The sequence below is a fragment of the Ruminococcus sp. zg-924 genome, assembly GCF_024433635.1.
In the GTDB taxonomy this organism is placed as follows: Bacteria; Bacillota; Clostridia; order Oscillospirales; family Acutalibacteraceae; genus UBA7067.
The window spans coordinates 22,938-36,748 of the sequence record NZ_WNJZ01000012.1 but is presented as its reverse complement, the minus strand read 5'-3'; the positions used below and the strand labels follow the sequence as shown (position 1 = coordinate 36,748).

Annotated in this window: 10 protein-coding genes; 1 reads left to right on the top strand and 9 read right to left on the bottom strand. The window is 44.9% G+C overall.

Annotated features, from left to right (window positions below; translation table 11 throughout):
* Nucleotides 1-185 precede the first annotated feature (185 nt).
* From GMA13_RS06880 to alr, 6 genes are all read right to left on the bottom strand, one after another.
* Nucleotides 186-3,272: an alpha-amylase family glycosyl hydrolase gene (locus tag GMA13_RS06880; protein WP_255883369.1), complete on the bottom strand. Its 3,087-nt coding sequence runs from the start codon at nucleotides 3,270-3,272 to the stop codon at nucleotides 186-188.
* A gap of 243 nt (nucleotides 3,273-3,515) precedes the next feature.
* Nucleotides 3,516-4,526, bottom strand: coding sequence for a tRNA (adenosine(37)-N6)-threonylcarbamoyltransferase complex transferase subunit TsaD (tsaD, locus tag GMA13_RS06875; RefSeq protein ID WP_255883368.1), 1,011 nt, complete (start codon nucleotides 4,524-4,526; stop codon nucleotides 3,516-3,518).
* A 135-nt stretch (nucleotides 4,527-4,661) separates the two neighbouring features.
* A complete protein-coding gene (gene rimI / locus GMA13_RS06870; protein ID WP_255883367.1) occupies nucleotides 4,662-5,126 on the bottom strand; it encodes a ribosomal protein S18-alanine N-acetyltransferase in 465 nt (154 codons plus the stop codon).
* The gene (locus GMA13_RS06865) at nucleotides 5,119-5,559 is read right to left on the bottom strand and encodes a hypothetical protein (RefSeq protein ID WP_255883366.1); all 441 of its coding nucleotides are present in this window, start codon (nucleotides 5,557-5,559) and stop codon (nucleotides 5,119-5,121) included. The genes rimI and GMA13_RS06865 overlap by 8 nt, the downstream gene beginning before the upstream one ends.
* Before the next feature lie 20 nt (nucleotides 5,560-5,579).
* The gene (polA, locus tag GMA13_RS06860) at nucleotides 5,580-8,147 is read right to left on the bottom strand and encodes a DNA polymerase I (RefSeq protein WP_255883365.1); all 2,568 of its coding nucleotides are present in this window, start codon (nucleotides 8,145-8,147) and stop codon (nucleotides 5,580-5,582) included.
* 8 nt (nucleotides 8,148-8,155) lie between these two features.
* Nucleotides 8,156-9,346, bottom strand: coding sequence for an alanine racemase (alr, locus tag GMA13_RS06855; protein ID WP_255883364.1), 1,191 nt, complete (start codon nucleotides 9,344-9,346; stop codon nucleotides 8,156-8,158).
* A gap of 429 nt (nucleotides 9,347-9,775) precedes the next feature.
* Here alr and GMA13_RS06850 point away from each other — a divergent pair, with 429 nt between their 5' ends.
* Nucleotides 9,776-10,501: a dockerin type I domain-containing protein gene (locus tag GMA13_RS06850; RefSeq protein WP_255883363.1), complete on the top strand. Its 726-nt coding sequence runs from the start codon at nucleotides 9,776-9,778 to the stop codon at nucleotides 10,499-10,501.
* Nucleotides 10,502-10,583: 82 nt separating this feature from the next.
* Here GMA13_RS06850 and purD read toward each other — a convergent pair whose 3' ends face one another.
* Genes purD through GMA13_RS06835 form a run of 3 tightly spaced genes read right to left on the bottom strand, consistent with a single transcriptional unit; the run spans nucleotide 10,584 to nucleotide 13,803 of the window.
* On the bottom strand, nucleotides 10,584-11,849 hold the full coding sequence (gene purD, locus GMA13_RS06845) for a phosphoribosylamine--glycine ligase (protein WP_255883362.1): 1,266 nt from the start codon (nucleotides 11,847-11,849) through the stop codon (nucleotides 10,584-10,586).
* 14 nt (nucleotides 11,850-11,863) lie between these two features.
* Entirely contained in the window at nucleotides 11,864-13,039 is a 1,176-nt protein-coding gene (locus GMA13_RS06840) for a phosphoribosylaminoimidazolecarboxamide formyltransferase (RefSeq protein ID WP_255883361.1), read from the bottom strand.
* A 47-nt stretch (nucleotides 13,040-13,086) separates the two neighbouring features.
* Entirely contained in the window at nucleotides 13,087-13,803 is a 717-nt protein-coding gene (locus GMA13_RS06835) for an IMP cyclohydrolase (protein ID WP_255883360.1), read from the bottom strand.
* Nucleotides 13,804-13,811: the final 8 nt, after the last annotated feature.

Here is a 13,811-nt window from a genome sequence, read left to right as displayed (position 1 = left end):
AAGCATTTATTAACCATTTGACTTATGCTTTTGAAAAACCTCTGTTTTTCTTCCGCAACATTATTTTGTGAATCAAGCAGATAAATATTATATGTAATTTTTGGCGAATTTTTTGTTATAAAACTTAAAGGGCGACAGCCATCTCTGACTGCCGCCCTTTGAAAAAAGAGGTCTATGAAAGAATATTATTTATAGGTTTTTACCTGACCGATTTTAGATGTAACTGTCATCTTTGCAACATACTTCTGGATAAGAAGCGCATCCTTCAGATTGACATTGCCGTCGCCGTCTGCATCTGCTGCTGCAAGTGAAATACCTGTAAGTGTTTCAAGTTTTACACTATGTCTTGCAACCATAAGTGCGTCCATAAGCTTAATGCTGCCGTCGCCGTTAACGTCGCCTACAATGTACTGATCACCTACAATAATAGGACCGCCTGCAACAGTTGTAGATGTTACCTCAGACGCAACGCCGTTCTTTGTTGCTGTTACCTTAACAGCGTCAGAGTTTTTGAGTGTTGCTACCTTTACAGAATATGCACCTGTAATATCGTCAGCCTTTGTCTTATATACTGTTGAGCCAACTGTTACAACTACGTCTGCCTCTGTTGCTGTTTTACCTGCAATAACTGTTCCGCCTGCTGCCATTGTTGTGATAGCAGGAGCTACAAGCTTCAAGCCTGCCTTAGCTGTGCTTAAGTTTTTGCGAGCATTTGCTATTTCAGCCTCTGTTGCGTTTTCACCCTTAGCTATAACATTCTCTGCTGCGCTCAATGCGCTTGAAACTGTGCTCCAGCTTGCTGCTGTGTACTCGCTTGGTGCAAGAACCTTAACAGCCGTAGCCTCTGTCTTGAGTGCGTCTAAGCCGGACTCTTCCTGCTCCTTGATTTTGTACTCAGTTGGAGCTGTTACATCAACCCAGATTTCGCCTGAGTTGCCTGTAATGTCAGCGGTCTGCTGTCCGCCCGAACCTGTGTTTATAATGAAGTTGAAGTTCTCGGTTGTTTTGAGGTTTAAGGTGTAATAGCCGTTAGCGTCGGGTGTGCCGCTTGACTTAACATTTGTTCCCGGCCACTCGCCAAGAGGCTTTGTTTCAGCGCCGTCAGAACCATACCAAGCGTAAATTGTTGTTTTGGCATCATACGGCTTAACGTGAATAATTGCGTTCTTAGAAGGCACAATAGGACCTGAACCGTCTGCGTTTAATTTGTAGAAGGTTGAAACCTTTGTTGATGTGCCCTTTTCGTTTGTAGCCTGAGCTGTAACCTTAACGTAAGAACCGCCATAAGCCTTATCGCCGATTGTAAATGTGCCGCCGTTGTTTACAACAAACTTGTTGCCGCCGTCAACTGAAACCTTTGCAGACTCAGCACCGTCGATTGTAAGAGTAATTGTCTGTGTGCCCTTGAACTGAGCGTCTCCTTCAAGTTTAATAAGAGGCTTGCCGTCCGGCTCCTGAATGAGGATTGTGCCGTTAGCACCGCTGTTGAAGGTTACCTTGCCGCCTGTAACGGTTGCTGATGAATCGTTATAGGTGTTTATAAGCTCCTGACCGTCTTCCCAAATTGAAGAAACGTTGATTGTAACGTCCTTGTTTGAACCTGCGTCAATTACGCATGCTACCTTGTCAAGAATGTTGTTCTTGTTGTAAACTCTTGCAAATGCAGTACCTGCTGTTGATGTAAGAGCTGTGTTCGAGCCGCCGCCGACTGCAATGTGGTTGTTTCTGAATGTACCAACCTTCTGCCAGTGAGCAAGGGTAGCCTCGTTCATACTGTTCCAGTTCATGTCGCTTCTGAGTGCGTGGCCCGCACCGCCGTTACCGTCAAACGGAATGCCTGAAACAAGACCTCTGCCCGATTCGTCACCGTAGTAAATCTGAACAGCACCCGGAAGGAGATTGAAAGCAGAGCCTAAGCGAATCATATCGCCCGAAGCCATAACACTGTCGTGAGATGAAAGATAAGAAAGTACATTGAAATCAGGGTCTGTATTAATCTTGTTTGCATAACTCTGATAAATTCCGCCGATATCCTTCTGATTAAGCAAGCCGCCGCCCTGAGTTGAGAAGTTGATGAGCGAGTCAAACTTACCCTGTGTATAGTATGCGTCCTTGTCAACACCGTGATCCCAAACCTCACCGGTCATCCAGAAATCGAGGTTGTCAAGAGCCTTATCCGGGTTTTTAGTTTTCCAAGTTTTCAAAGCCTTAACGCAAGCGTCCTTAAGCTTTGCCCATGAAGCATATTCAACGTGCTTTGCAGTGTCGCAGCGGAAGCCGTCAACGCCGTAGGTTTCAACCCACTCTGAAAGCCATTTTACAATATAATCAGATACTGTGCCTGATGTGCCGTACTTGGCAGCCTTCTGACTGTAAGTTCCCTCTTTAGTCCACTTTGTTTTTAAAACAGCTGGAATACCAACAGAGCCTGTACTCTCCGTTTTGAAATCCGGCAGGCCTGTAAGCGACATTGTTAAGTTGTCGCCGCCGCCTGCTGTGTAACCGGGAAGACCTGATCTAATCCAGTTTGGTCCCCACCATTTAGCCCAGTCAGCCGTTGAAGTTTCATAATCAATATAGCTGTGGTAGTCACCGTTGTTTACGTTCTTGTGTGCATAATAGTAGTTCTCCCAGCCGCTCTTTACAGTACCGTAGCCGTACTCCTTCATATCGTAAAGAGAGTTGTAGCCGGAGTGGTTCATAACTATATCCATAACAACTCTGATACCGTGCTCGTGAGCAGTATCAACAAGAGTCTGGAATTCTTCCTTTGTACCAAAGTTCTTATCACTCTCGGTATAGTCGAGAACATAATAGCCGTGGTATGAGTAGTGCGGGAAGCTTGGGCTGGCGTTGTCGCCAACAACATAGCCGTGAACCTGCTCATACGGAGCGCTCAGCCAGATAGCGTTTACGCCGAGATCTTCAAAGTAGCCCTCTTCAATCTTCTTTGTAATACCGGCAAAGTCACCGCCGTGGAAGGTAGCTCTTGCCTCTGATGATGAAAGGTTAACAACGTTGCCGTTTTTATCAAGTCCTCTGTTATACGAATGGTCGTTTGATGTGTCCCCGTTGTAGAAACGGTCTGTTAACAGGAAATATACCGAAGCATTATCCCAAGAAAATGTGTCGCCGCCATGGCTTGCCTCATTTGAGGACACAGCATCCGTCTGAACAGCAGATGCCGCCGGAGCGATGCAGAAGCAGGAAGCAGCCATTGCAAGCGTCAAACCCACAGCCGCAATCTTGTTTCTGAGGTGAGAAGATTTCATAAAAACACTCCTTTTTGATATTTCATTCTCTCTTGTGTATGTCCTATACTCAATACACAATACCTATCATAAGGGTAACACAAATTTAATAAAATAGCTATTGATAAATACGATAAAATGCAACGGCAAATTTTGTATTTATCTCACATAAAGAATGTCTATAATACAAAAAGTAATGATTACAAAAAAACTTAGATATAAGTAAAAAGAAGCTACCAAAGCGGTAGCCTCTGCAAACTGTGATTATCCCTTTTCTATCGACATTGTGGCGTATGCGTTTAACGTCATATCCGCAGTATTTCCGATTAAATACTCATAATAACCCTGTGAGCCTACCATAGCGGCATTGTCGCCGCACAGGCTTTTGTCAGGCATATAGAGCTTTATTCCACGCTTGTCGCAGCCTTTTTTCATCTCATCACGCAGGAGTGAATTTGCCGACACACCGCCTGCCGTTACAATAGTTTTAACGCCCAAATCCTTAGCCGCCCTGAATATATTATCGGTAAGGCAATTAACAACCGCTCGTCTGAACGAAGCCGACAAATCGGCAACAGGCAGCTGCTCGCCCTTTTGAGATGCGTTGTGTATAAGGTTTATCACTGCTGTTTTAAGTCCGCTGAAGCTAAAGTCATACGGAGCACCCTGCACAACAGGGTGCGGCAGCTTAAAGGCTTTTTCATTGCCCTGCTGAGCAACCTTGTCAAGGTGAATACCGCCCGGATACGGCATTCCCATTGTTCTTGCCGCTTTGTCAAACGCCTCTCCTGCGGCATCGTCACGGGTTTTTCCGATTATTTTCATTTTCGTGTAGTCCTCTACCATAACAATATGGCTGTGACCGCCGCTGACAACAAGACACAAAAACGGCGGTTTTAAATCCTCATGACAAAGGTAGTTTGAAGCTATATGAGAGCGCAGATGATGCACCGGCACAACGGGCAGTCCCGTTGCAAGCGACAAACCCTTTGCATAATTTACACCAACAAGCAAGGCACCGATAAGACCAGGTGCATATGTAACGGCTATTGCCTGTAAATCTCCGTAGCCACAGCCGGCATTGAGCATGGCTTCATCAACCACGCCGACAATAGCCTCACAATGGCGGCGAGAGGCTATTTCGGGTACAACGCCTCCGTATAGCTTATGTTCCTCAACTTGTGAGGCTACCACCGAGGATATAATTTTTCTTCCGTCCTCAACAATCGCCGCTGCGGTTTCGTCGCAGGAACTTTCTATTGCAAGAATTTTCATTGTTATTTTTCCTTTCGCACGTTAGTAAGAGCGTACCTGTATGTGCGCCCATATGTTTTAATTCAAGCCCAACACAGCCAACACACAGATTGACACCTACGGACATAAATCAAACATTCATCAAACGAAAAAGCATTAAAGAATCCCGTTCTCCTTAAAATATAACGTCATAATAAGTCCGTCCTCTTTCGGCTCGGAGTAAAAGTTTTTCCTCAAACCTACCCTGTCAAAGCCGAAACGCTCGTATATTCTGACCGCCACTGTGTTTGACGGTCGAACCTCAAGCGAGATAAAGCTCATATTCATTTTCCTTGCCTTATTCGCTGCATATTTTACCAGAGCACTGCCAATACCCATACGTCTGTATTCCTTAAGAACACCCACGTTTGCGATATAACATTCGTCGGCAGCACAGTGCATACCGATATATCCGACAGCCTTACCGTTTATTTTTGCCACATAAAAATATGCACTCTCGTTTGAAAGCTCGGCGGCTATTGCATTTTCGCTCCAAGGCTTTGAAAAGCACTGCCGTTCAATCTCAGCTATCGCACTGATGTGGCTCTGATTCATTTTTTCAAATACTATGATGTTATCCATTGTTTTCCTTTATAAGCTCCACAAGCTTTTCTGCCTCTGCCTTTATTGCGCTGCAGCAGCTGTTGTAAACCTCCTGCGAGCCACCGTAAGGGTCGGGAATATTCATAACGTAAATCTTATTTTTCGCAGCGCCCAAATTCATCAGAACCTTGGCGTGCTCCATTGTCATTGCAACAAACAAATCTATTTCATCTGCATTTAAAGAACGAATACTTGTGCTTTTATGCTCCGACAAATCAAGTCCGAGCCTCAAAACAGCCTGCATAGCCTCAGCCGTTGCCGGTCTGCCCTCGCTGCCAACAGCAACGCCTGCGCTCAAAGCCTTGCAGTCAAGTCTTTCCTTATAAGCAAGGTTTTGGAATATAACCTGTGCCATAGGGCTGCGGCAGGTGTTACCTGTGCAGACAAACAACACGCTTTTTATTTTATCCATAGAATACGCTCCTCTCGCCGTTATCCCTTTGCGTCATACCAGCTTTTGCCCATAGACGCATCAGCCGTCAGCGGAACGCTGAGCTTCACTGCATTTTCCATTTCCTGCTGTAAAATCATAGCCGCTTTCATTGCTTCGTTATTCGGTGCTTCTACAATCAATTCATCGTGCACCTGCAAAATAAGGCGTGCGCTCATATTTTCTTCTCGCAGCCGCTTGTCAACCCTTATCATAGCTATTTTGATTACATCTGCGGCAGTTCCCTGTATCGGCATATTTCTTGCCACTCTCTCACCGAAAGAGCGTGTGTTGAAATTGCTCGACTTAAGCTCCGGCAGATAGCGGCGGCGGTTAAACACTGTCTGAACATACCCTTTCTCCTTTGCCTGAGCCACTACGTTGTCCATATAACGGGCAACTCCGCTGTAATGTGAAAGGTACGATTTAATATACCGGTCGGCTTCCTTTCTTGTAACGCCAATGTCCTTCGACAGCGAAAATGCACCGATACCGTAAACAATGCCGAAGTTTACAGCTTTCGCCCTGCTTCGCATCTGTGAATTTACCATTTCAAGCGGCATATTGAAAACCTGTGAGGCGGTGATTGCGTGTATATCCTCATTGTTGTTAAACGCCGCTATCATATTTTTATCCTTTGCTATGTCAGCAAGAACTCTAAGCTCAATTTGCGAATAGTCTGCGTCAACAAGCACACAGCCTTCCTTTGCAACAAAGAATTTTCTAAGCTCCCTGCCCTGCGGTGTTCTTACGGGTATATTCTGCAAATTTGGCTCGGTAGAGCTTATTCTGCCTGTTCTTGTTTCCGTCTGGTTAAAGCTGCTGTGAATTCTTCCGTCATCTGATATTACCTTTAAAAGTCCGTCACAGTAGGTTGACTTAAGCTTTGCAAGCGTGCGGTAGCTTAGTATTTTATCAATACACGGGTGATACGGACGCAAGCCCTCAAGCACATCTGCGCTTGTTGAGTAGCCCGTCTTTGTCTTTTTGCCCATCGGCAGCATCAGCTTTTCAAACAGAGCAGTTCCGAGCTGCTTTGGGGAGTTGATGTTGAAGATGTAGCCAACATCGTCATAGATTGAGTTTTGCAGCTCGTCAATTGTGCGTTCAAGCGTTTTGCCGTATTCCTCAATACCCTGCCTGTCAACAGCAAAGCCGAAATGCTCCATTCTTGCAAGCACAGCAGCAAGCGGAATTTCAATGTCATAAAGCAGGCTTTCCTGCCCGTTACTCTTAATTTTTTCAAGCAGAATATCGCTCAAAAGCAGAATTCCTGCCGCCTTACTTGCAAGCTCATTGTCACTTTCAAGCTGCGCCTGTGCACCGTATTCTCCGATAAGACGTTGGGCGTCATATGAGCCTGCCGAGGGATTTAAAAGATAAGCTGCAAGTGATGTATCCATCTCTGTTTTCTTAATATCAACCCCAAGCTCCGCCGCTTTTTTATACAGCGGCTTCACCGAGTCAGTAATTACTCCGCTGTCAAGAGAGAACAGGCTGCGATAAAAATCATCGTCAGCCGCAGTATCAAGCAAATAAACCGTGCTGTCGGCTGCAACGGCAGCTTCACCGTCGGAGTTATACGCCACTGCATATTTTTCCGTCTTAGACAGAATATTTATAATATTTTCGGCTGTGTCGCAGACCACCTTAAAACTGCACTGTTGCACGTTGTTATCAGTGGAGTTTTCCAAAACAGCCTTGTCGAGTCCAAGCTTTTTAATAAGCGAGAAGAACTCAAGTCTTGCCATAAGAGCCGCTGCCGCCTGTTTATCTCCGTTTGTCGGAACATAGTGTGAAAGCTCGGTATCAATCGGTGCATTTTTTGCAATCTCGCCAAGCATAAGGCTCAGGTATGCGTTGTCCCTGTCCTGCTCAAGCTTTTTGCGCATTGCAGGCTTTATATCTGCACTGTCAATATTTTCATAAACGCCGTCAAGACTGCCGAATTTTCTTATCAGCTCACCGGCTCCCTTTTCGCCTATTCCCTTTACGCCCGGAATATTGTCGGATGTGTCGCCCTGTATTGCCTTTATGTCGATAAGCTGCTTTGGAGATACGCCGTAATCCTCGGCTATTTTCGCCTCATCATAAATACGCACATCGGGTCTGCCCATTTTGGTGGCGGCAAGCCTTACCGTTACGCTTTCAGACACAAGCTGAAGGCTGTCACGATCCCCCGTTGCAAGCACACATTCACAGCCGTTGTCCTCGCACGCCTTTGCAAGCGTGCCGAGAATATCGTCCGCTTCAAAGCCTTCACACTCTACTGTTTTATAACCGAGCTTAATTAAAAGCTCCTTAATTATCGGCATCTGTGAGGCAAGCTCTGCCGGCATTGGCTTGCGGTTCGCCTTGTAGCCGTCATATTTTTTGTGACGAAAGGTCGGAGCCTTCAAATCAAAGGCAACCGCCACCGCATCAGGCTGAACATCTTCCTTTATCTTTATAAGCATTGTCATAAAGCCGTAAACAGCGTTGGTGAATGTTCCGTCCTTTGTTGTCAAAAGCTTTATTCCGTAAAACGCCCTGTTGAGTATGCTGTTTCCGTCAAGCACCAAAAGCTTCATTTTTGTCCTCACATTTCTCTGTCAAGCAGTGTATGCGTGCTAACAACCTCGTTATCCTTAAGGTAAACACGTGCAACTCTTTTTCCCACTATACAGGTTACTTCATAATTTATTGTACCTATCCAATTTGCAATATCGTCTGCGCTCGGAGCATTTTCTTCCCTGCCGAACAATGTGGCAACATCGCCGATTTTAACATTTTCTATATCCGAAATATCAACCATTGTCTGATCCATACATATTCTTCCTCTTATCTTCGCCCTCTTTCCGTGCAGCAAAACATAACCGTCCTTTGCAATAGAGCGAACATAGCCGTCAGCATAGCCGACAGGTATTGTGGCAAGGCGTTCATTTTTGCCGGCTGTGTAGGTTCTGCCGTAGCTTACCGTCATACCCGGAAAAATTTGCTTCGTGTGCGACACCGCCGACTTTAACTCCATAACCGACTGTAAATCAAGCGGATTTTTAACCTTGCCGGACGGTGAAAGACCATACAGCACAATTCCGGCTCTGACCATATCAAGGTGCATATCCGGATAATCCTCAATAGCTCCGCTGTTGGCACAGTGCCTTATCTTGAACTTAACGCCCATCTGCTCAAGTCTGCCAACTGTATACATAAAATTATCAAACTGATTAATTGTAAATTCCTCGCCGTCCTCACCTTCATCTGCAACAGCAAAATGTGTGAACACGCCCTCGCTTTCCAAGTTCGGAAGCGAGCAAATTTTAAACCCGTCTGCAACAGCTATGTCATCCTCGTCCCTTGACTGGCATAAAAGACCTATACGGCTCATACCTGTGTCGAGCTTCAGGTGAATTTTTATTTTCACTCCTGCTTTTTCTGCACATTCGTTAAGAGCTTGCGCATATTCAAGCGAATGAACAGCCTGCGAGATATTGTTTGAGCTGAGCGTCCCGGCGCACTCAACAGGAGTATAGCCCAGAATAAGAACAGGCTTTGTTATTCCTGATGAACGCAGCTGCATTGCCTCCTCTATATTTGAAACGGCAAACCAATCAGCTCCCAGCTTTTCATACAGCGATGCAAGCATCACCGCTCCGTGACCGTAACCGTCCGCCTTAATAACGCAGCACAGCATTGCGCTTTTGCTTGCTCTGTTTCTTATCTCATTATAATTATGGATTACTGCGTCAAGATTTATTTCCGCCCATGTTCTTTTTATAAAATCAGTCATTATTATATTTCCCCCATATATCAATGTCGTCAAATTAACAACATTGCAATGAAATTTTGCCTGCGGCAAAGTGAAATCTGCATTACCGCAGGTGAAATATTTGCCCTTTTTGTAAGTTAACGGTGTACTTTGCCCTCACACGAATTTAACTGTATTTCTTAAACTGACAGCATTACCGCATATATTCGTTTTTGGGGTTCAAAGCCAAATTTGTATTCTTTCTTAACTATGTATTATATTACTATCAGGGTTTATCGTCAAGCAAATCAAGGCGATAAGAATATTGCCGTATATGTTTTCATAATACAAAATATGTAAACCCACTCTCTTTTCTGCTCAAAAGTATTGATTAAATATTTATTTTATTGTATAATATTGATGATAGCTTTGTGCGTCAACAAAAAATAAAATGAGGTGTTTATATTGAAAATGAAGAAAATAATTGCTGTGGCTGTTGCAGCGGCAGCTCTTGGCTGTTCCTGCATTTTTCCTGCATCAGCGACTGACTCTACAACATGCTCAAAGTCATTCAGTGCAAAGGATGGACAGGTTGTAACTACAAAAATATATGTTGCTCTCGACTCGTCCTCACCAACCTCGGAAATTTGCGGCGTTCAGGCTCATTTGCAGTTTGACCCCGATACTCTGAAATACACTGATGCTGTTGATGGAGTTAAAGAGGAAGGCAACATTAGTACAGAATTCACAACCGGAAGCTGGTTCCCAAGCCTTTACCCAATTTATATGCCTGCAGGAAACTTCCTTACAAGTACAATGGACGCCGGCAGTGGCTATGACCTTTCAACAAAGAAAATGCTTTCATCCGTTGACTTCGACGTAACAAAAGCAGGTGTAACGTCTGTCTCAGCTGATATACAAGAGCTTTATGCCAATAATGATGAACTGTCAGATTTGCTCGCTTACGGCAAAATTTCCCTTGAAATAGCAATAAACGGTTACAGCCTTGGCGATGTCACAACTGACAATAATACAAGTATTTCTGATGCGATTGCTCTGCAGAAAAGGATTGCAGGTATCTCAAAATTTTCCGAGCTTCAGGAATGTCTTGGTGATGTAAACGGCGACGGCACAGTGTCAATTTCAGACGCAATTTGTGTTCAGAAGAAAATTGCAGGTATTATCGAAACACTTTAAACCATACATAAATCATAAGCGGCGGCTTCAAATGAAGCCGCCGTTTGTTATGCAATAATATTTTATAACTCTTTCGGCAAAATCACTTTGTTCTGCCGATATCCTTTCTGTAATGAGCACCGTCAAAGCTGATTTTTCCAACAGCCTCATACGCCTTTTCAAGTGCTTCGTCAAGCGTTTTGCCCGTTGCGGTAACACCCAGCACTCTGCCGCCGTTTGTGTAGAATTTTCCGTCGCTGTATTTTGTGCCGGCGTGATAAACCGTTGCGCCCTCAACCTGACCGTTTGCATCCATACCGAACATCTCTATGCCCTTTTTGTAAGATTCAGGATAGCCGCCGCTTGCCATTACAACACAGGCTGAACATTCATCGCTCCACTCAATGTCAATTTCATCGAGCCTTTCGTCAATAACAGCGTCAATAATATCAAGAATATCGGTCTTGAGCCTCGGCAGTACAACCTGTGCCTCAGGGTCGCCGAAACGAGCGTTATACTCGATAACCTTCGGTCCCTTAGGAGTCATCATAAGCCCGAAATACAGGCAGCCCTTGAAGGCTCTGCCCTCCTTCTCCATAGCTGCAATTGTCGGCTTGAAGATTGTTTCCATACATTTTTGAGCAAGCTCATCTGTATAGTACGGGTTCGGACTTATTGTGCCCATACCGCCTGTATTCAAACCCTTATCACCGTCAAGCGCTCTTTTGTGGTCCTTTGAAGAAACCATCGGCTTGACTGTCTTTCCGTCTGTAAATGACAGCACGGAAACCTCAGGTCCTGTTAAAAATTCCTCGATAACAACCTTGTTGCCCGACTCACCGAACTTTTTGTCCTCCATAATTGTGAGTATAGCCTTTTCAGCCTCTTCAACCGTCTGAGCAATTATTACGCCCTTGCCAAGAGCAAGACCGTCTGCCTTGACTACAACAGGCGCAATATTGTTATCCTTAACATATGCAAGTGCATCCTTTGAATTGTCAAACACCTCATATTCGGCAGTTGGGATGCCGTACTTTTTCATAAGGTTCTTTGAGAAAACCTTGCTTGCCTCAATAACAGCTGCCCTTGCGTTAGGACCAAAGGCACGTATGCCTGCCGCCTCAAAAGCGTCAACCATACCGTCTGCAAGCGGGTCATCAGGAGCTACAAAGGCTAAATCAATATTGTTCTCCTTTGCAAACTCAATCATTTTCACCTTGTCCATAACGGGAATATCAACACACAGGGCATCTCTTGAAATTCCGCCGTTTCCCGGAGCACAGTAAAGCTTTTCAAGTCTTGGGCTTTTAAGTATCGCCTTTATAAGAGCGTGTTCTCTGCCGCCCGAGCCAATCATTAAAACATTCATTTGTGCGCCTCCTATCAATGGTGGAACAGTCTGATTCCGGTAAAGCACATAGCCATGCCGTACTTGTTGCAGGTGTCAATTACATTATCATCTCTGATTGAGCCGCCCGGCTGCGCTATAAACTCAACACCGCTGCGCTTTGCTCTTTCAATGTTGTCACCGAACGGGAAGAATGCGTCACTGCCGACAGAAACGCCCTTGAAGCTCTTAAGCCATTCCTTCTTTTCCTCTCTTGTCAAAACCTCAGGCTTAACCTTAAAGAACTGCTGCCATACGCCGTCTGCAAGAACGTCATCGTGGTCGTCCGAGATATAAACGTCAATTGTGTTGTCACGGTCAGGTCTGCGGATATTATCAACAAACTGAAGTCCCAATACCTTCGGATGCTGACGAAGGAACCATATGTCTGCCTTGTTGCCTGCAAGACGTGTGCAGTGAATTCTCGACTGCTGACCTGCGCCAACGCCGATAGCCTGTCCGTCCTTAGCATAGCAAACAGAGTTTGACTGAGTATATTTCAGTGTGATAAGCGCAATTTTGAGGTCACGCTTTGCCTCCTCGGTAAATGTCTTGTTCTCAGTTACCATATTAGAAAGCATTTCATCGTCAATTTTAAGCTCGTTTCTGCCCTGCTCAAAGGTAATGCCGAACACATCCTTATACTCCTTCTCGGCAGGAACATAATTTGGGTCAATCTGAACAACAGGGTAATTGCCCTTCTTCTTGCTCTTAAGAATTTCAAGAGCCTCATCTGTGTAACCCGGAGCAATAATGCCGTCTGAAACCTCTCTTTTAAGAAGTGTAGCGGTTTCAACGTCGCAAACGTCTGAAAGAGCAACCCAGTCGCCGTAGGAGCTCATTCTGTCTGCGCCTCTTGCCTTAGCGTATGCGCTTGCAAGCGGAGAAAGCTTTAAATCGTCCACAAAATAGATTTTCTTGAGTGTGTCGGAAAGCTCTGTTGCAACTGCTGCGCCCGCCGGACTAACGTGCTTAAATGAAGCCGCTGCCGGAAGACCTGTTGCAGATTTAAGCTCTTTAACAAGCTGCCAGCTGTTGAAAGCGTCGAGGAAATTGATATATCCCGGCTTGCCGTTTAACACCTTAATCGGCAGTTCAGCGTCGTTTTTCATAAATATTTTTGACGGCTTCTGATTCGGGTTACAGCCGTATTTGAGTTCAAGTTCGTTCATAATGTAATCACATACTCCTTTATGAATACTGTTTTTTTTATGCTCAATCACTTATTTTTGTTTATAATTCTGCTTGTTGCTTCAAGGGTTTCAAGGTTAATGTATCTTACAAACAGAGAAACCTTGTTATCCTCATTAAGAGAATTCCACAGCTTGTCTGCAAAAGCGTCAATACTGTCCTCTCCAAGTTCAACAAGCTTTGGCTCACCCTCAAAGCTTGGCAAAGGATTGCCGTCGCACTTGTATGTATGGATAAATCTGCCCTCGCCGTTTATCGGATTTGTGTAAGAGAAGGTGTATCTCTGGCAGGAATCAGGGTTGCCGTTTGCGCTTTTAAGAATTGAAATTGCATAGTTAAAATCGCCCTCGCCCGTCTTTACAACACTGCTGATTCTCGGAGTGTAGTTCGGAGCGTCCGGCTCAAACTCTCTTGTTCTGAGCGACTGTTCAAAGGTGAGCTGGTTGTTCATAAGCTCATAGATTGTGTCTGTCTGGTCGCCGTTTGTAACAATAGTCTTGTTGCCGAGAACACGAACAGGAGCATAAATTATAAGCGATGGGTCGGAAAGCTTGCTCTCGTCAAAAGCCTGTGTGCGGATTCCGTTGCCGTCCTCAACAAATACACGGTTGCGGCTGTTCTCGCTTCTGCCCATTATAAAGTAAGCGATAACTGCGTTTTTGCCGTCTGCGCTTTTACCAACGAGAATACCTCTGCCGGGGTATGCATTTTGCTGAAGCTCTTTTTCAATATTAATCTTTTCCATTACTGCAA